The 18,294-nt window shown below is 42.9% G+C and carries 17 protein-coding genes, 1 pseudogene and 1 riboswitch; of the genes and pseudogenes, 5 read left to right on the top strand and 13 right to left on the bottom strand.

What is annotated here, in order from left to right:
* Nucleotides 1-4: 4 nt before the first annotated feature.
* The 12 genes and pseudogenes from CRO04_RS23240 to CRO04_RS23190 all read right to left on the bottom strand — a co-directional run bounded on the left by CRO04_RS23240 (nt 5) and on the right by CRO04_RS23190 (nt 11,403).
* On the bottom strand, nt 5-1,381 hold the full coding sequence (locus CRO04_RS23240) for a nickel-dependent hydrogenase large subunit (RefSeq protein WP_097006633.1): 1,377 nt from the start codon (nt 1,379-1,381) through the stop codon (nt 5-7).
* Nucleotides 1,382-1,474: 93 nt separating this feature from the next.
* On the bottom strand, nt 1,475-1,942 hold the full coding sequence (locus tag CRO04_RS27200) for a hypothetical protein (protein WP_330400922.1): 468 nt from the start codon (nt 1,940-1,942) through the stop codon (nt 1,475-1,477).
* A gap of 11 nt (nt 1,943-1,953) precedes the next feature.
* Nucleotides 1,954-2,280 carry a hypothetical protein gene (locus CRO04_RS27195; RefSeq protein WP_330400921.1) on the bottom strand — a complete coding sequence of 109 codons (327 nt, stop codon included), beginning with the start codon at nt 2,278-2,280 and terminating at the stop codon, nt 1,954-1,956.
* Nucleotides 2,281-2,283: 3 nt separating this feature from the next.
* Entirely contained in the window at nt 2,284-2,871 is a 588-nt protein-coding gene (locus tag CRO04_RS23230; protein ID WP_242974612.1) for a cytochrome b5 domain-containing protein, read from the bottom strand.
* Between the two features lie 141 nt (nt 2,872-3,012).
* Nucleotides 3,013-3,588: a hydrogenase maturation protease gene (locus CRO04_RS23225; protein WP_097006632.1), complete on the bottom strand. Its 576-nt coding sequence runs from the start codon at nt 3,586-3,588 to the stop codon at nt 3,013-3,015.
* Entirely contained in the window at nt 3,563-4,846 is a 1,284-nt protein-coding gene (locus CRO04_RS23220) for a glycoside hydrolase family 27 protein (protein WP_097006631.1), read from the bottom strand. Before CRO04_RS23220 ends, CRO04_RS23225 begins: the two co-directional genes overlap by 26 nt.
* 103 nt (nt 4,847-4,949) lie before the next feature.
* Nucleotides 4,950-5,225 (bottom strand): annotated as a pseudogene (locus tag CRO04_RS23215) (sigma-70 family RNA polymerase sigma factor); the annotation flags it as partial.
* A 193-nt stretch (nt 5,226-5,418) separates the two neighbouring features.
* Nucleotides 5,419-6,597 (bottom strand): phosphoribosylaminoimidazolecarboxamide formyltransferase, encoded by a 1,179-nt coding sequence (locus tag CRO04_RS23210; protein ID WP_097006630.1) that lies wholly within the window; start codon nt 6,595-6,597, stop codon nt 5,419-5,421.
* Nucleotides 6,598-6,611: 14 nt separating this feature from the next.
* A complete protein-coding gene (locus CRO04_RS23205; protein WP_097006629.1) occupies nt 6,612-7,325 on the bottom strand; it encodes an IMP cyclohydrolase in 714 nt (237 codons plus the stop codon).
* Between the two features lie 54 nt (nt 7,326-7,379).
* Nucleotides 7,380-7,462: riboswitch (ZMP/ZTP riboswitch) on the bottom strand.
* 51 nt (nt 7,463-7,513) lie between these two features.
* Nucleotides 7,514-8,872 carry an ABC transporter permease gene (locus CRO04_RS23200; protein WP_097006628.1) on the bottom strand — a complete coding sequence of 453 codons (1,359 nt, stop codon included), beginning with the start codon at nt 8,870-8,872 and terminating at the stop codon, nt 7,514-7,516.
* Nucleotides 8,862-10,697, bottom strand: coding sequence for a hypothetical protein (locus CRO04_RS23195; protein WP_097006627.1), 1,836 nt, complete (start codon nt 10,695-10,697; stop codon nt 8,862-8,864). Before CRO04_RS23195 ends, CRO04_RS23200 begins: the two co-directional genes overlap by 11 nt.
* On the bottom strand, nt 10,684-11,403 hold the full coding sequence (locus CRO04_RS23190; RefSeq protein WP_097006657.1) for an ATP-binding cassette domain-containing protein: 720 nt from the start codon (nt 11,401-11,403) through the stop codon (nt 10,684-10,686). Before CRO04_RS23190 ends, CRO04_RS23195 begins: the two co-directional genes overlap by 14 nt.
* A 244-nt stretch (nt 11,404-11,647) precedes the next feature.
* Between CRO04_RS23190 and pyrB the strand changes: the two genes are divergently transcribed.
* Together pyrB and CRO04_RS23180 are read left to right on the top strand one after the other, a co-directional pair.
* On the top strand, nt 11,648-12,571 hold the full coding sequence (gene pyrB / locus CRO04_RS23185; RefSeq protein WP_097006626.1) for an aspartate carbamoyltransferase: 924 nt from the start codon (nt 11,648-11,650) through the stop codon (nt 12,569-12,571).
* The gene (locus tag CRO04_RS23180; protein WP_097006625.1) at nt 12,565-12,990 is read left to right on the top strand and encodes an aspartate carbamoyltransferase regulatory subunit; all 426 of its coding nucleotides are present in this window, start codon (nt 12,565-12,567) and stop codon (nt 12,988-12,990) included. The genes pyrB and CRO04_RS23180 overlap by 7 nt, the downstream gene beginning before the upstream one ends.
* Before the next feature lie 8 nt (nt 12,991-12,998).
* On the opposite strand, the gene CRO04_RS23175 is transcribed toward CRO04_RS23180, so the two are convergent.
* Complete coding sequence (locus tag CRO04_RS23175; protein ID WP_097006624.1) at nt 12,999-13,940, bottom strand: LysR family transcriptional regulator; 942 nt, start codon at nt 13,938-13,940, stop codon at nt 12,999-13,001.
* Nucleotides 13,941-14,161: 221 nt separating this feature from the next.
* On the opposite strand from CRO04_RS23175, the gene CRO04_RS23170 reads away from it, so the two are divergent.
* From CRO04_RS23170 to CRO04_RS23160, 3 genes are all read left to right on the top strand, one after another.
* A complete protein-coding gene (locus CRO04_RS23170; protein WP_097006623.1) occupies nt 14,162-15,037 on the top strand; it encodes a DUF6282 family protein in 876 nt (291 codons plus the stop codon).
* Between the two features lie 22 nt (nt 15,038-15,059).
* Entirely contained in the window at nt 15,060-16,355 is a 1,296-nt protein-coding gene (locus CRO04_RS23165; RefSeq protein WP_097006622.1) for an SLC13 family permease, read from the top strand.
* Between the two features lie 73 nt (nt 16,356-16,428).
* The gene (locus CRO04_RS23160) at nt 16,429-18,111 is read left to right on the top strand and encodes a methyl-accepting chemotaxis protein (protein WP_097006621.1); all 1,683 of its coding nucleotides are present in this window, start codon (nt 16,429-16,431) and stop codon (nt 18,109-18,111) included.
* The last annotated feature ends 183 nt before the right edge of the window (nt 18,112-18,294 follow it).

The following is an 18,294-nucleotide window of genomic DNA, read 5'->3' as shown; positions in this document are numbered from 1 at the left end:
ATACCTAAACAACCTGAAAGGTTTTATCCCATCTTCCAGGGACAAACACATGAGTCGCGCATGAGACACATGGATCAAACGATCTTATAATTCTTCCTATTTCCACAGGCATATTCTCTTCCTTCACCGGAGCACCTATGATTGCCTGTTCTGCCGTACCCTTTCTTTCTCCCGTCTGAGGGGATAAGTTCCAGGCGGAGGGGGTGATGATCTGGTAGAACAGGATTTTTTTATCCTCAATTGTCAGCCAGTGTCCAAGTGCTCCGCGTGTTGTATCGATCAGGCCTGTTCCATATGCTTTAACCGGTATCTCATATTCCTTCTGCATTGGCACATTGGGAATCAGATTTTCCAAAAGGATATTCATAATCCGGGTGATTTTTCTGGCCTCTAAAACTCTTGCAATGGTTCTGTCCATGACAGAGATTCCATTGCGGTACTCCCCTGACAGCCATTGTCTGGCTAACGGTCCGACCTCAAAAGGTATTCCGTTATATCTTGGTGCTCTGATCCAGGAATACGCATCCGGTTTATTCCGGTCTGGTTCATTGGCCTCATTAAACCATGCATACTGGTCCGACTGGGTGATGTGGTCCGGCTCAAAATGGGAAAACGTTTTATTTTCATAAACAGAGGGATTTAAATACAGTGTCCCCAGTTCTTTATAGCCATAAAAGCAGCCATAGGATAACAGGTTCTGATAGCCCCCTCCAAAATGATAATATTCCGGATAGTAAGTGCCAATTTCATATACGTCCGGCAGCATTTTTTCCGTAATAAACTGTTCAATACCAAACAGAATGGATTTAATTGCTATAATCATATCCACTGTAACAGGTGATGTGATACCGCCGATAAATACTCCATGATTGTGAGGCGCCTTTCCACCCAGAATCGCTAACATTTTATGAGCATTTCTGCTGTACTCCAGGGATTCAAAGTAATCATTCACCAGGCGTGCGTTCACCTCTTTTGGCAGCCTGTAATCGTTGTGATCCGTTTTAAAAAGGGGATATCCCTCCGGCAGCTTCACATAATCCGGAAGTGTATACTGGTATAGATGTCTCAAATGATTCTGGAGAAATTCACAGGCATGAAGCAAATCTCTTAAATACCTTCCCTGTTCTGAGGGGATAACCCCCAGAGCCTCTTCAAGTGCGAGGGCCGATGCCATAGAGTGGGCCGTAGAACAGATTCCGCAGATACGCTCTGTAAAATACACTGCATCCAACGGACTTCTGCCCCTCAGCATTTTCTCAAATCCCCGAAACATCAGTCCTTTCGTCTTTGCATCAACCACGGTATTAGTCCCGATCTCTGCTTCTATTTCCATAAACCCGTTAATTCTGGTAACTGGATTAATGATCACTTTCTCAGCCATTCTATTCCTCCCTCATGGTGTCATATGTGATAAAAGGCTCCATGGCATCGGGAAATCCGAACTGGGCACATCCGATGCAGGGAGTATCATCGCCTATGGGCAGTTTACGTGACCGTTCCATTTACGGATCGGACAATCAATCTGCGTTATGGGACCACGGCACCCCAGCATAAACATACAAGTCTTCTCACCCAGCTTTGTTGCAAAAATGCCGGCATCATAATAAGATCTTCTGGGACACCTGTCATGAATTGTGATTCCGTAAAATATCAAAGGCCGGTCCATGTCATCCAGCGGCGGCTCCCCGTATAGTATCAAATATGCCACAGTTCCCATGAGCCAGTCCGGATGACAGGGACACCCTGTCAGCTTTATCACCCTGCGGTCGAGAACGTCTGATATTCCGACACAGCCTGCCGGATTGGGTCTTGCAGCTGATACTCCGCCGTAAGAAGCGCAGTCACCAACTGCTATGACATGTGTGGCACGCTTTCCCAATCTGACCGCTGCTTCAAGACCTGTAATTTCCTTTCCCTCATAACGTCCGATAATATGGTACATTCCATTGTCTTTTATGGAAACAGCTCCTTCCACGGCAAGTATGTATTTTCTCCCAGCATATCAAACAGTTGATCCATTGCCTCTGCTCCCTCCGATGCAATGAGGCTGTTACTGTAAATAAAGTTTGTCATTTGCGTCATAAGATACTGAAAATCCGGATTCTGTCCATCTAGCAGTGAGATTGTATTCCCAGTACAGCCATCAAGCTCCAGCCATACCAGATTTGGTTTCTTCAGCCTCTGGCTTTCGATTTCCTCCATTGCTTTCGATACCATCTGCGTAGTTTCTTTTAATTTAAGCTCCTGAAAAGGACATGTTGCGTGTTTTCCTTTCAACAATCCTTACTCCCCCTGTCCCTGAACCAGATAACCTACCACCGGCAGTACACTAAGAACCATTGCTCCCGGGTGGCAGGATAGAAACTCTGTACTTAAATCCCTTCCTGCAGTGAGTCCCCAAAAATGGTTTCCTCCTGCCCATAGCCGGTTATTGGTAACATTATAGACCACTCCTTCGACTGCAACATAAGCCGGAGCACCATTTTTTCCATTATATTGAGACAATTGCTCCAGCGTAAAATAGGTCAGCGGCTCAGGCTCGGGTATTTCTTCCGGCTGTGGTATTTCTTCCGGTTGGGGAATCACGCCATCCTGTTCTACCCCTATGGGGCCTCCGGTTGGTCCGGTCACAGCACCGGAGCCAGTCGCTCCCCCTTCCTGATCCGGCATCTGACTGGCTGATAAATCGTTTTCCTGCATTTGGTTCATCTGTCCGAAATAATAAACATGATTCTGCAGCATAATCAATTCACTGCTCAGATGATCCAGTACATCGTTATTGTTGTATTGATTGGAGCGAAGTTTCTCTACATCAGCATTCAATCGTTTCAAACTGCTGCAAAGATATGTCATAAGCAAATCCAAATCCATGATAAAACCTCCTTACCCATGGTTGATATTTTCTGAGTGCCATAGTCGCTTATCTGTTAGAATATATGTATAAGCCTGGCTCTTCAGCCCTATATTCATCGTATTTGCACAAGAAGCAGCAGGTACCATACGATTTGCGTTTCAGACCATCTGACTCGTTGTCTCTTCCTGCAGAATATTTTGGATAATAGTTTCTACTTTTCCACAAATATCGGGAAGTTGTCTTTGCAGCGTTAAACTTAACTCTATACCTGGAACAATTTCAGCTGCCTCAATTCCGATTAAGTAACCTTCTATTGAGAGTCTGTATATTCTCAACAGATCCAGAAAACTCATGTCATGCTGCATAAACAGGCTGGATTCCTGTTTCATAAGCTCTTTCAAAGAAAATACCTGAATGGTACCTGGGCTCCCATTCGAGCACATGGCATCTAAAATCAGAACAAAATCCCCCCGGTTCAGAGTGTAAAAACAACTCTCACTGTCCGTTTCTCCATAAATTATTTCCACATCAGAGTGAAGGAACCTCTTTTCAAGCATCTTCGCAATCACAAGCCCAATCCCGTCATCCTTCATGATACGGCTGCCTACAGCGATCAGTTTCGTCTTATTTCCTCCTGTCTTATTTTTTTTATATATATGAAAAAGACATGGGATTATTACAATCCCATGTCTTTCCTTACAGGTTCCCTTAAAAGCGGTAAAGCCGCGCTCCATGACCTGGCACCCTTATGTTTAAATTCTTTGTACTGCAGGTAAACGTCTCACCTGTCCAAAGTTCTTTTAAGCAGACCATATTAAAGTCCTCCTGGTTTAAGAGGCAGGGCGAAACAGCAATCTCCCGTCCCTTCTCTGACAGATTAAATACCGCCAGATAGTTGAATCCGTTCTTCCTGTGACAGCTGTGCCAGATGCAGGTCTGCTCATTCCGAACAAGCTGGGTTGCCTTGCAGTCATCACTGAGCAGTGCCAGAACGTCCGGATTCGTAAGTAGGCTCCTGGTCCATTCATCCATCAAAGTTAGTTCTCCCCCGATCATGAGTGGAGACCGGAACATACACCAGAGTGTAAGCATGGTAATCTGTTCCTCTTTTGTAAACCGAGTCTGCCTTTCATTCCCAAAACCTTTTCCCAGCATACCGACAGGAAGCATATCACAATCAGGATAGTTTCCCGCACTCACATGGTTCTGCCAATGTTCACAACGTTCAAACATCTGCTTCAGCAGATTCCAGTCATCCCAGAAATCATCGGTAATGCGCCACATATTTGCATAAGTTTCATAATGCCATGCTTCCTTAAGCCTTGCAGGTCCCGGTGAAAGACTGAGCACCATCTGCCTGCCGCTGTTGATAATTGCCTCATGAAGCATACGAATCTCTTCTTTTGCAGATGGTGCATCCATGCGGCAGATATCATCACATTTGATGAAGTCCACTCCCCACTGCGCATACAGCCGGAAAACAGAATCATAATACGCCTGTGCCCCCTCTGCCTGAGGAATTACACCATACATATCCGGATTCCAGGAACAGATGGAGTAAGGATCTGATATCTTATCTGCTGTAATATCTGTATTTTGTATTTTACTTAAGCTATGGGCGGCTATACGGGGAATCCCCCTCATAATATGGATACCAAATTTTAACCCCAGTTCATGGATATAATCAGCCAGGGGTTTAAAACCATGTCCTCCAGCAGAAGATGGAAAACGGTCCGGGCATGGCAAAAGTCTGGAGTATTCGTCCATCTCAACCTTTCCAAAGGGTATGTACTGATATTGATCCCGTCTTGTGCCTGCATCAGTAGCATACCACTGTATATCGACTACAATATATTCCCAGCCAAATTCTTTTAAATGCTGCGCCATATACTCCGCATTGGCCCTGATATCACGTTCTGTTACTGCCGTATCATAATAGTCATAGCTGTTCCACCCCATGGGAGGTGTATCTGATAATGATTTTACGCTCATTTGCATATCCTTTCCTGGTAAATAATTGATAGACCTGATATCATTATAACAGCCGGACTATTAATTACAAGAGTAAAAACATTATACGTAAAAGCCGTTATGATAGGATTTCATTCTCCACACATTTCGCCGCATAAGTGGCAAGTCTTGATCCTCTGTCCGGATGAAAGGTATTGACAGCCTTAATTAACCCGATGGTTCCCACGGACAGGAGATCTTCCATATCATAATCTGTATTCTGATACTTTTTTGCCACATGGGCTACAAGACGCATATTCCGCTCGATGAGTGTGGCTCTCGCCTCCTGATCCCCTTCCTGGTATCGTTCCAGACACTCTCGTTCCTCTCGCGCAGTTAAAGGTTTGGGAAAAGTTTTCAAAGAAAGCCACCTTAAAACTTACTTACTCCTATTTTATGCTGCCCCTGTCTTTAAAGTGCTTTTACAAAAAATATAGGCTGGTACTTATTTTCCTATTCACCTCTTCTCGTTACTTTACATAATATTTTTATGTAAAGTAACGAGTCATAAAAGGACCGGACATCCGCCCGGTCCCTTCTGTAACTATATTGGATTAATGATGGAACAGGCGGATTCCATTAAACGCCATTACCATGCCATACTTGTCGCATGTTTCAATCACCTGGTCATCCCTGACAGAACCACCCGGCTGAACCACATATTTTACACCGCTCTTATATGCCCGGTCAATGTTGTCTCCAAATGGGAAAAATGCATCTGATCCCAGGGATACATCCGATAACCCGTCAAGCCACTGTCTTTTTTCCTCACCGGTGAATACCGGTGGTTTTTCCTTAAATACCTGTTCCCATCTGCCGTCTGACAGCACATCCATAGAATCCTCTCCAATATAAACATCAATGGCATTATCCCTGTCTGCACGGCGTATATTCTCAAGGAACGGAAGTTCAAGCACCTTTGGCGCCTGTCTTAAATACCAGTTATCCGCTTTGCTGCCTGCAAGTCTGGTACAATGCACACGGGACTGCTGTCCTGCACCAATTCCAATTGCCTGTCCATCTTTTGCATAGCAGACGGAATTGGACTGGGTGTATTTTAATGTAATGAGAGAAATAATCAAATCAATCTCAGCGGCTTTTGGTATCTCCTTATTCTTAGTCACTCTGTTATCCAACAGTTCCCGGCCGATTGAAATCTCGTTTCTGCCCTGTTCAAACGTAATACCGTAAACCTGCTTTTTCTCTATGGACTCCGGAGTATATTCCGGATCAATGAGTATCACGTTGTAATTCCCGTTTTTCTTGGACTTTAAGATCTCCAGGGCTTCCGGTGAATAACCAGGTGCAATTACACCGTCTGACACCTCTCTCTTTATGATCTTTGCCGTATCTTCATCACAGGGATCAGATAAGGAAATATAATCTCCAAACGAAGACATACGATCAGCACCTCTGGCTCTTGCGTAAGCACAGGCAAGGGGGGAAAGCTCTCCCATATCCTCAACCCAGTAAATTTTCTTTAAAACAGGGCTTAAAGGAAGTCCTACTGCCGCACCAGCAGGAGAAACATGTTTAAAGGAGGCTGCTGCGGGCAGACCTGTGGCCTGTTTTAATTCTCTTACCAGCTGCCAGCCATTGAATGCATCCAGAAAATTAATATATCCGGGTTTTCCGCTCAGTACTTTAATGGGCAGATTTGATCCGTCTGCCATATAGATTCTTGAAGGCTTCTGATTTGGATTACAGCCATATTTTAATTCTAATTCATTCATCTTTTGTACTCCTGCTATTTATTCTTATTTATGATCCGGGTCTCAAATGCTCCTGTTTCAAGGTCAATATAACGGACAAACAAAGAAATCTTGTTCTCTTCATTCAGGCTCTCCCAGATCATGGAGGTATACTCGTCCTGGTCATCTAAAACATCAACCAGTTTCGGTTCTCCTTCAAAGCTGGGCAGCGGATTGCCGTCATGCATATAGGTATGAATAAAGTGAGCTTCTCCCGGCATGGGATTCTCATAAGCAAAGGTGAAGCGGCTGCAGGAAGACGGATCGCCATTGTTGCTCTTTAATATAGACATGGCATAATTAAATCTTCTATTCTCCACATGCATAATTCCCGATATACGAGGAGTATAATTCGGACTATCCGGTTCAAATTCCCTGCTGCGAAGCGTCTGCTCAAACGTCAGCTGAAAATCCATTCCCTCATAGATGGTGTCTGTCTGATCTCCGTTTGTCACAATTGTTTTGTTGCCCATAACACGGACTGGTGAATAGATAATCAGACTTGGGTCCGACAGTTTTGAAGGATCATAAGCCTGGGTACGGATTCCATCTCCATCTTCCACAAATACGCGGTTACGGCTGTTTATGCTTCTTCCCATTATAAAATAAGCAGTCACTGCATTCCTGCCATCGGCGGATTTCCCAATAATGATTCCTCTTCCAGGATAAGAATTGTTGGACAAATCCTCTTTTAAAGAAACTAAATTCATGCGTCTTAACCCTCCTTCATCAATAAAAATGCAAAAAACCGCCTGGACATCCCATAGCGGTGCCCAGGCGGTCGGCTTTTAATTGTAACGTGCTCCCCGTGGTTTTGTCCACTTATCCGCCAGTCGCACGTACTATGTCTAACATAATATAATATTCCTTCCAAAATTGCAAGGTGTTTTTTGATTTATTATTCATTGCGGATTGCAGCAAGAGGACTTAGTCTCATGGCCCTGAGAGAAGGGAAAAAGCCGGCAGCCATACCAACAAAAACAGAAAAACCCACGGCCGCGGCAGAAAGCCATATAGGAATTCTTGATAAGTCTCCGGGCATATCCGGCATAAACCGGCTGGCCAGAAACCGGTTAATGAGAAACGAAATCCCATAACTGAATACAATCCCTGTCATACCGCCAAGGAAACCAATAAATCCGGATTCCATCAGAAACATATCCCTGATGTGATTCATATCAAAGCCCAGAACCTTTAAAATACCGATCTCCTTTGTTCTTTCATAGATGGACATCATCATGGTATTGGCAATTCCGATTGCCGCAACAAACAGGGATACCGTACCGATTCCGCCTAACAGTGCCTGAACCATCTTCGCCTGCTTCTGGGATTGTTCAAGCCACTCCATATTGCTGTTCGCCTGATATCCCAGATCCGTAATTGCTTTTTGAACCGCAGTAACATTGGCCATATCATCTACCTCCACAACTGCCTCATTATAGATGAAATAGTTGTAAGGCTTACCCTTTTTATTGGTGGGCTGGTTAGGAATAGGTTTTTTCTTAAAAATCTGTTTTAATTGAGTTTTCAATGCATTGATATCAACATATACACTGTAGCTGTAATTATTATAGTCCTCCAGACCGCCTGATACCAGACCTGCTGTCTGAAGCAGATATTTTTTGGGTGGTTTTACAGGTGTTCCGCTTTCAGTTGATCCTCCGCTTTGAGCCTGGTAATAGGCATCCGTGTCAAAAACCACGAACAGCGGTTTGTTCATAAAATCAATAGCAGGAATCTTAGATGGATCATCATAATAATCCTGGTTTCTGCTCTTGGGGTTACGAAACTGCCTTGCAACCATATTGCCAACAACCATCTGAAGTTCTTTCTTATCCGGATCCGGAAGATGCCCCTCTTTCAGAGAAATATTCTCCATATATTCCGGCGTTACCCCCACCAGGGAAATATTGGCCTGATATGCTCCCTGGCTCATAATCGTATCCGCCTGCAAAAGCGGGGAAGCCGCCTTCACATGATCCAGTCTGCCAAACTGGGCAATGACATCATCTGTCATATACTGGGGTTTACTATTTCCGTCTCCTTCATACGACTGGTTCGAATACACATTGATCTCAGTCAGACTTCCATAAGAGGCATACTGTTCCATGGTAAGCTCATTAAAACCGATACCCAGAGATACCATAACAACGATGGAAGCGGTACCAATCACAACTCCCAGAACAGTTAAAAATGTTCTCATCTTTCTCCGTCTTAAATTGTTTACACTCATGGAAAGTAAATCACTAAATCTCATCGTTTAATTCCTCTTCTGCTGCCAGCATTTTCTTTTTTCTCCTTTTCCAGAAGAAAAAGGCTGCACCTGCTAAAACAACAAGAAATAAAGCGGCGGCTGGTATTAGAACCTTACTGTACTTTGCAAAACCAGTCGGCTGTACGTCTGCAGGAAGTTCCGCCATATCCCCCATGTCAGCCACAGTTTCCTCAGGTTCTGTTACCATCAATGTAATCTCTTTTTCTATGGGATCTGAGACCACTCCATTTTCATCCTCATAGGTTATTAAAACTTTGATTTTACCATCATCTGCAGTAGGGGCGGCGCCGGTAATCATGGCATCCACATTACCGGTTTCACCAGGTTTAATGTTTCCCACATAAGTATTGGCCGGCTGTATGGAATCTCCGGCAAATGATACCATAACATTATACAGAAGAACCTTACCGGTATTATTAATTGGGAACATAATGTTTGTTTCCGATCCTGTGGTTATGGAATCAGGCATCACATCGATTGTTCCTGTATTCAGCCTTGCTACCTGTTTCACCGGAATATTCACTGTTATTTTTTCTTCCGCATTTTTAAATTCCGGACTGTCATATTTTTCATTAATGGTCAGACCGTACGTTCTCTGGTCTACCCATGCACCAGCTCTGAGTTTTACCTTGATATCTGCAATCTGGCCTGCTGCAAGGGTATTGACCACGATGGAGGAACTTCCTTCATCTGTCGTAAATACAGCGCTGTCCGTTACCTTTTCCGATTCCAGGTTAAACAGAATATTGCTTGCTGTAACGCTCTCTGATGCATTCTTCATATGCAGGGTAAGTTCAAATTCCTCACCGGCGTAAACCTTCTCCGGATTGGTTTCAAATCCGTCAACCACAATTCTGGCCTTGGTTCTGTCATTGGCATTAAATTCTTTCGTATCTTCTTCTTTTTCCTTATTCTGCACTTTTACATAAAACGTTCTTTCCGCCTTTTGGATGTCGCCATCCGTGCTGTCCCGGTATTCAATGGTATAGGTAATCGGATAATATCCGCTATAGGCGTCTTTTCTGATCATCATGCTGTAAGGCACAGAAATGGTCTCCCCGCCTCCAACCCGGTCGTAATGCCTGGTATAGTTACCGTCATTGATATCAAAAGGGAATTTTGTACTGTCCTGATTCACACCCATACGTATATTCACATCAAACGCGGTGACAGAAGAAGAATTCCTGACATTCATATTAAAATTCATCACTTCCGGATAAGTGCCGAACGGAGTGTTCTGGTCCTCACCAAGTTCAAAACTGATCGTCCCCTCATTGGCACCGGAAGTGGTTGTGGCAGAAGACTTTGTAATCCAGATATTTACCTTCTCATAAGAGGCATGAGCTCCGTCATCTTTCTTCTTCGCATTTGTAACAACCTCCAGCGGCACTAAGTAATAACCCTCAGATACATCTCTGCGGACTCTTGCAGTAAGGCTGAAGGTTTTTGAACTGCCGCTTTTTACTTTGCCAAGCTTTTTATTATTAAATGTATTGGAAGAGATCTCAAACGGAAATACAGATCCGGTGTACTTCGTATCTTCGTCTGCATCCTCCGTGGCCTGGTATTCCTGCTCCGGTATATCTCTGTCAAACCGGACAGCAACATCATCCAGATCACTGCCTGTATTATTGGTAAAGACCATGTTGATGGTAATATTCTCTCCGGTCTTTCCAGATGGAGTCTTTTTTACGTCAATGTATGTATTCTTACTTAAATCATATTGTGCAAATACTGAACCCGGTATTGATACTGCCACCATAAGCACAGCAAGCAGCCACACAATTTTTTTCTTAACCCTGTACATCTTCCATATCCCCCTTTATCTCCTCGTGACACTGCTCTTCTATCTTGAATATCTTTCCATCCACTATATGGAACTGTCTGTCTGCAAATTTTGCTATATAATTATCATGAGTAACCATGACAAGTGTCTGATTCTGCTCTTTTACAATCTTCTGCATCAGCCCCAAAACTTCCTTTGTCGTTTTGGAATCCAGATTACCGGTAGGCTCATCAGCAAAAATGATTTTAGGGTCAACGGCAAGCGCTCTGGCAATCCCCACCCGCTGCTGCTGTCCTCCTGACATCTCATTTGCCATATGGTTCATCTGTTTCTCCAGGCCTACCAGCTTAATGTACTTTTTTGCCTTTTCATTCCGGATCTTCCGCGGGATCCCCCGAAATGACAGAGGGAGCGCCACATTCTCTACTGCATTTAATGTCTTTATTAAATTATAAGACTGGAAAATAAAGCCGACATGCTTTCTTCTGAATGCAACCAGCTGATTCTCAGAAAGTTTTTCGATGTGATTTCCTGCAATGACAATTTCCCCTTTTGAAGGTTTTTCTAAACCAGCCATCATGTTTAAAAGTGTGGACTTTCCCGAACCGGATGGTCCCACTATGGCACAAAATTCGCCTTTATATATTGTAAAGTCAACTCCATTCAGTGCATAGACTTTCGTATCTCCCACCTTATACACCTTATAGAGATTCTTAACCTGAATCATTGGTGTTCTGTTTTCCACCACTGCAGTTTCCTCCTTGTTTTATTCACGCAATGACATTATACTACAAGTTTGGCAAATCTTACATTCTTTATTTTCTTAATCTTCCTTACATATTCCTTACACCAAAGGAAAGCATAAAAAAGCCTGCGGAAAATATTTTTAAAAAAGTGTGGAAATATTTTAAAGTATGCTTTATAATGGGATAGAATTTTAAACCATAACTCAGTGGATAAAGGAGATTCTTATGAGACATTTACTTAACCCGTTAGACTTCAGTTTGGAAGAAACCGGACAACTGCTGGATCTGGCAAAAGATATTGAAGATAATCTTCCGGTATATTCTCATGTATGCAATGGAAAAAAACTAGCTACACTTTTTTATGAGCCAAGTACAAGAACTCGATTGAGTTTCGAAGCTGCCATGCTGAATTTAGGGGGCAGCGTACTTGGCTTTTCTTCTGCCGATTCCAGTTCCGCTTCCAAGGGCGAAAGTGTTGCAGATACCATTCGGGTCATCTCCTGTTACGCAGATATCTGTGCAATGAGACACCCCAAAGAAGGCGCACCGCTGGTCGCAGCCAGTCATTCCGGCATTCCGGTTATTAATGCAGGGGACGGCGGACATCAGCATCCCACACAGACACTGACTGATTTACTTTCTATTCGTTCTTTAAAAGGCCGCTTAAACGATCTGACCATTGGCCTTTGCGGTGATTTAAAATTCGGCCGTACCGTTCACTCTCTCATTAACGCTCTGGTAAGATATGAAAACATCAAATTCATCTTAATTTCTCCCCCTGAACTGCGAGTACCTGAATACATCCGGGAAGATGTGCTAAGGGCCAACAACATCGAATTTATGGAAATGGACAGTCTCGACGATGCCATGCCGGATCTTGATATCCTGTATATGACACGGGTGCAGAAAGAACGTTTTTTTAATGAGGAAGATTACATTCGTTTAAAAGACTGCTACATTCTGGATAAGAAAAAAATGAAGCTGGCAAAGGAAGATATGTATGTACTCCACCCTCTTCCCAGAGTAAATGAAATCGCTGTAGAAGTTGATGATGATAAACGGGCTGCCTACTTTAAACAGGCACAGTATGGAGTTTATGTACGTATGGCTCTTATCATGACATTACTGGAGGTAAAAAAACCATGTTAAATATCGGCGGATTAAAAGAAGGTATTGTATTAGACCATATTGAAGCAGGAAAAAGTCTGGAAATTTACTATAACCTGGGTCTGGACAAGCTAGACTGCCAGGTGGCGATAATTAAGAATGCCAAAAGCAACAAAATGGGGAAAAAGGATATTATTAAAATTGAAGGCGGCATGGATCATATTAATCTGGAAATCCTCGGATATATTGATCACAACATAACGGTAAACATTATCTGCGATAATGAAATTGTTGAAAAGAAAACCCTCAGCCTGCCAAAGAAAATCACCAATATCATCCAGTGTAAGAATCCCCGCTGTATTACTTCCATTGAACAGGGACTTCCCCATGTTTTTTATCTTTCTGATGCAGAAAAAGAAACCTATCGCTGCATGTACTGTGAAGAAAAATACAGCAGATAGAATAACGTTTATAGAGTACCGCTTCCTGCATGACTGATGGGAAGCGGTTCCCTTTTGTATCTTTCCCTGATCCCGTCACTAAAAGCAAATACAGCTTTTGACTGATAGCCTATGGCAGAATATGCAAGAGCCAGATCCAGAAAAACTCCCTGTCTGCCCACAGATAAGTATGCAACATCGTCATACGCCTCCATGCAGGAGCGATAGGTGAACGCAAGTCCCAGTCCTGCTCTTGCCATGCTGGCAGATAATGCAGCAGTGATATTGCTGTTATCCGAGTGCACATTTAAATGCTCTTTTTCAAACAGCTGTCTGCTGATACTTCCAAGCATTGTATTATAATCGCTGAGGATAAAACGAAACATGGCGGCATCCCTTAACTCGATGTGGCACTGCCCTGTTTTATTATCCTGAAATATATATTTCATGGCAGGATGGTTTTTACTGCAGACAATTAAAATTTCATCTCTGTAAAACTTCTCTACCTTCCCTTTTAAACGGACTGGCAGCGCAACCACCGCAAGATCCACCTTCCCTGCTGTCAGCTCCTCCTCCAGCTCCATACTGTTTGCTTCCACAATATCCACTTTCACCTTTGGATACTTCTGCTGAAAATCGGCAAGAATACCCGGAAGCATATAGCGGCCCCGAAAGGAACTGATCCCGAAAATGATTCTCCCCCCTTCAAGATTTACACTATCCCACAATTCATTCTCAGCTCTTTTGTACTGAAGTAATATCTCTCTGGCCCGTTCAATAAAACTGGCACCTCCGGTTGTAGGGCGGATTCCTTTTGCTGTTCTGGCAAACAGCGGTGTCCCCAGTTCTTTCTCGTACTGCTGTAAAAACTGGCTCAAGCTTGACTGGGCCATAAACAGCCGGTCTGCTGCCCTTGATATGCTGCCTTCTTCTGCCAGGGTAACAATATATCTCAACTCTTTCAGTTCCATTTTAACCTCCCATCGGTTTTTCCGATATTAGTTATTACTAATTTTAGATTGCGCCGATATAGCATTCATTATAGAATCGACTTATTATTTGTGCAACTTTATAGATAAACAACAAATTATCATCAGTTTCTGCCAAATAATATTCTTTTTGACCAAGAAGGGTATTTGATGATTTTCAGCAAAGCTCTATCTGTTGCCAAATAAAAGAAAGGAGATGTTAAATGAGTAAGGTATCTTTAAGGGGAGTCATTGATATGCATGTCCATTCCAATCCGGATATTCGTCATCGGGCTTATGACGACTTCGAATTGATGGAAGCTGCCATAAGAGTCGGTGCCAGAGCGATTGTAATCAAAACGCACCAGGGAACAACAGTGGACAGGGCATATCTATGTAACCAGCATAACAAATTAACACACAACGGTGATAACAATTTCACTATGTACGGCAGTGTTACTTTAAACAGACAGATTGGAGGAATCAATCCAGCTGCTGTTGAAAGCGGCTTAAAACTAGGTGCTAAAGTCATATGGCTGCCAACCCAGTCTGCCAGAAATCATAAGCTGAAAATGAACCAGTCCACAGATGACTGCATTGATGTGATTAAAGATTCCGCCATTGTACCAGAATTAAAGGATATCTTTGCACTGATTAAAGATTACAATGCAGTTCTTGCAACCGCTCATATATCACCGGAGGAATGTTTCCGGGTGGTAGAAGCAGCCAGAAATGCCGGAGTCAAAAAAATAGTGGTCACTCACCCGGAATGGTGGCTTGTTGGGATGAGTATCTCCGACCAGGTCCGGATTGTTAAAGATTACGACGTTATTCTGGAGCACTGCTTCGCACAGCCGCTGGGAGGCGGAAAATACAAAAGCAACCTGCCTATGAATCTGGAGGCCATTCACGAATGCGGATATAAAAATGTTATGGTATCCACAGATGGAGGACAGGTAGAAAATCCGAACTGGGAAATTGCATTGGAACAATATCTGCAATACCTTTACGACAACGGTGTCCCGGAATCGGAAGTTTACCATATGACTCATACAATCCAGTCTGAACTGCTGGATATTACAACAGGCGGACTTCACTAAAACAAAAAAGGGGTTATGTTTTATGATAAACATATTAATCGTATCGGCTATTGCTATTGCTATCATAATCGGGTACAAAACAGGATTTAATACTGGTTTATTCGCAATTATATTCGCCTACTTATTAGGCTGCTTTGCTTTGGGGTTAGCACCGAAGAAGGTGATTGGGGGATGGCCCATCAACACCATGTTTGTTATTTTTTCTGTTTCACTTTTCTATAATTTTGCTCTTGTTAACGGAACACTGGAAAAAACCGCACGCTATCTGCTTTACGCCTGCCGCCGGTTTCCAGCACTTCTTCCCTTTGCACTTTATTTTGCCAGCGCAGGAATTGCAGCATTAGGTGCTGGATTCTTTACAGTAATGGCATTTATGGCACCGATTGCGCTGTTAATCTGCGATGAAGCGAAAATGGATAAAATGATAGGGGCTGCTGCAGTTAACTGTGGTGCTTTGTCCGGTGCAAATTTCATGACCAGCGGAAGCGGAATTGTTTTTCGCGGATTAATGGATGAAAATGGTTATGCCGATGCTTCATTTAACTACACTTCAGTAATCTTTATTGAGAGTGTAATTTTTTCTCTTCTGCTGATCGTATTATTCCAGCTTATGTCGAGGAAAAACAAAAATGCGCAGCAGCATGCCGTATTTGAAAAACCGGACGCTTTTACTGCAAAACAGAAAACAAATCTCATTCTGATTCTTGTCATGATTGCAGTTGTCCTGTTATTCCCCATTCTGCACATTATCTTCCCGGCATCTGCTGCTATCAAATTTATTAACAGCAAAATTGATGTTGGACTGACAGCAATTGTTTTTTCTGCAATCGCATTATTCTTAAAGCTGGCTCCGCAGTCTGAAGTTATTAAAAAAGTTCCCTGGAACACCATTATTATGATTTGCGGTGTTGGTATGCTGATTAATGTAGCCATTGAGGCAGGTACACTTGATTTAATGGCCTCCTGGGCCGGATCCAGTCTGCCGGTTTTTGTGGTCCCTGTTGCGTTCAGCATAATTGGATCAATCATGAGCTTCTTTTCCAGCACACTTGGTGTTGTCTGCCCTGCACTGTTTCCTCTGGTCCCAGCGCTTGCGGCTGCAACCAGTATAAATCCGCTGATAATTTTCAGCAGCATCGTAATCGGTGCACAAAGCTCAGCCATTTCCCCATTTTCCTCCGGGGGAAGTCTGGTACTGGGTACCTGCACCTCAGACGAGGAGCGCACATCAATGTTCCCCCGTCTATTATTTATTGCAGTACCTGTAAGTGTAATATCAGCTACTATTTTTAATGTTATTGCTTCACTTTTTATTTAATTATTAAGGATTGGCAGCCAGAATATTTTATTTTGGCTGCTTATTCCTGTTTTTACCAAAGAAAGGATATCTTATGAAAAACTGGAAAATAGGTAAGAAAATCACTACAGCATTCGGTTTTATATTTCTCCTGTTTCTTAGTTCAGCCCTGCTCTCCGCCAGGGGGATGAACCAGCTGTATACAACTTTTACTTCATTTTATGACAGACCCTATACTGTTTCAAATGCCGCACTCTATATTAAGTACGACTTATCCACAATTGAAAAGGACCTGATACGAATAAGCACAAGTGAACCGGGGAGTGATCTGTCCCAGCTGGAAGATGAGATCAATCAATCGGCTGCAAGAATCAGGGAAAAAACTTCCCTTTTAAAGAAGAACATGACTCAGCCGGAAAGCCAGAAGAAACTGGCACAAATTATAGATACCCAGACAGAACGGGATCAGATGATTGAGGAAATTATTTCTTTAAGCAAATCCCATAATTCCGGGAAGGCATCTTTGCTCATTACAAATTCCTTTGAACCAAGTTCTGCGGCTGCCGGCAGTATTGCCACTGAGTTAGAACAGGCCGCCATAAAACGGGCAAACCAGTTTTATACAGATGGAAAAACTGAGTCTGCCAAAATATATACTGTGCTCTTTCTGTTTACACTAATTACTTTATCTGCCATTGTTGCTGCCTGCATTTTCATAACCAGAAACCTCACACGGCCCATCAAGGAACTGGAACTGGTTACCACCGCACTGGCCTCAGGTAAATTAGACACAGAAGTTACTTACCGGTCTGGGGATGAATTAGGTGTACTTGCAGAAAATGTCCGCAGTCTCATTCATACGCTGAATCTTTACATAAACGATATATCCGATGTGCTGAAAAAAATGGCTGACAAGGATATGACTGTTACAATCAATATGGATTACACAAACAGTTTTTCCCCCATACGCTCCTCTATGGAAACAATACTGCATTCCTTAAATCTTACATTAAATCAGGTGCAGACAGCTTCACAAGAGGTGAATAACAGTTCACAACAGGTATCACAGGGTTCACAGCTTTTGGCGGAAAACGCCATCGAACAGGCCGGCTCGGTTGAAAGGCTTTTTGAGACAGTGAACCATATCTCAGATCAAGTCAAAAAAAACACAGACGGAATCCTGCAATCAAACGCACTGCTGCTTGAGACACAGGAGGAAATTACTACAAGCAATGACCGGATGCTGGAGTTAAATACAGCTATGAATGATATCTCCAATACCTCCAGTGAAATTGGCGGAATTATTAAAACCATGGAGAGTATCGCCTTTCAGACAAATATACTTGCCTTAAATGCCGCTGTGGAAGCAGCCAGGGCCGGTGCTGCCGGCAAAGGGTTTGCAGTCGTGGCTGACGAAGTACGCCGTCTTGCATCCTTAAGTACTGAATCTGCAAAGAAAACACAATATCTGATTGACCGCACGTTAAACGCTATAATAAACGGAGCACAAATGGCTGATGATACAAAAGGTTCCTTAAATACAGTTCTCACCAAATCGGAACAGCTGACGGAGCTGATGAAAAAAATAACAGAAGCTTCCTTATCTCAGACCAGAGCTCTGGAAAAAATCAGTAATGAAATCAACCAGATTTCAACCGTTGTGCAGACAACTTCTGCCACTGCAGAAGAAAGTTCCGCTGCCAGCGAAGAACTGGCTGCAGAAGCAGAAAATTTAAATCAGATGATCTGCCAGTTCCAGCTGGACCGACTATCCTGATAGAAAAGAGGGTAATGCTATAATCACCAAAAATGTGATATAGCATTACCCTCTATTTAAATATCATTTATTGTTGATGTGCGTATGAAAATCGCCCTCTTGTCCAATCCAAAATAGAACATAAATAATCTAAGATTCGAATTAGATTTTCCTATTTTTGTTCTTTTTTTCTACTTTTGATTC

This window comes from Lacrimispora amygdalina, assembly GCF_900205965.1.
Classification (GTDB): domain Bacteria; phylum Bacillota; class Clostridia; order Lachnospirales; family Lachnospiraceae; genus Lacrimispora; species Lacrimispora amygdalina_A.
The sequence above is the reverse complement of the archived record's forward strand: the minus strand, read 5'-3'. Positions and strand labels throughout refer to the sequence as shown.

Bases quoted from the DNA above. Each gene is read 5' to 3' on its own strand.
- pyrB (WP_097006626.1), top strand. From the start codon at position 11,648: ATGAGACATTTACTTAACCCGTTAGACTTCAGTTTGGAAGAAACCGGA.
- CRO04_RS23225 (WP_097006632.1), bottom strand. From the start codon at position 3,588: ATGGAGCGCGGCTTTACCGCTTTTAAGGGAACCTGTAAGGAAAGACAT.
- CRO04_RS23220 (WP_097006631.1), bottom strand. From the start codon at position 4,846: ATGAGCGTAAAATCATTATCAGATACACCTCCCATGGGGTGGAACAGC.
- CRO04_RS23230 (WP_242974612.1), bottom strand. From the start codon at position 2,871: ATGGATTTGGATTTGCTTATGACATATCTTTGCAGCAGTTTGAAACGA.
- CRO04_RS23180 (WP_097006625.1), top strand. From the start codon at position 12,565: ATGTTAAATATCGGCGGATTAAAAGAAGGTATTGTATTAGACCATATT.
- CRO04_RS23170 (WP_097006623.1), top strand. From the start codon at position 14,162: ATGAGTAAGGTATCTTTAAGGGGAGTCATTGATATGCATGTCCATTCC.
- CRO04_RS23175 (WP_097006624.1), bottom strand. From the start codon at position 13,940: ATGGAACTGAAAGAGTTGAGATATATTGTTACCCTGGCAGAAGAAGGC.
- CRO04_RS23160 (WP_097006621.1), top strand. From the start codon at position 16,429: ATGAAAAACTGGAAAATAGGTAAGAAAATCACTACAGCATTCGGTTTT.
- CRO04_RS23200 (WP_097006628.1), bottom strand. From the start codon at position 8,872: ATGAGATTTAGTGATTTACTTTCCATGAGTGTAAACAATTTAAGACGG.
- CRO04_RS23210 (WP_097006630.1), bottom strand. From the start codon at position 6,597: ATGAATGAATTAGAATTAAAATATGGCTGTAATCCAAATCAGAAGCCT.
- CRO04_RS23190 (WP_097006657.1), bottom strand. From the start codon at position 11,403: ATGATTCAGGTTAAGAATCTCTATAAGGTGTATAAGGTGGGAGATACG.
- CRO04_RS23205 (WP_097006629.1), bottom strand. From the start codon at position 7,325: ATGAATTTAGTTTCTTTAAAAGAGGATTTGTCCAACAATTCTTATCCT.
- CRO04_RS23240 (WP_097006633.1), bottom strand. From the start codon at position 1,381: ATGGCTGAGAAAGTGATCATTAATCCAGTTACCAGAATTAACGGGTTT.
- CRO04_RS23165 (WP_097006622.1), top strand. From the start codon at position 15,060: ATGATAAACATATTAATCGTATCGGCTATTGCTATTGCTATCATAATC.
- CRO04_RS27200 (WP_330400922.1), bottom strand. From the start codon at position 1,942: ATGTACCATATTATCGGACGTTATGAGGGAAAGGAAATTACAGGTCTT.
- CRO04_RS23195 (WP_097006627.1), bottom strand. From the start codon at position 10,697: ATGTACAGGGTTAAGAAAAAAATTGTGTGGCTGCTTGCTGTGCTTATG.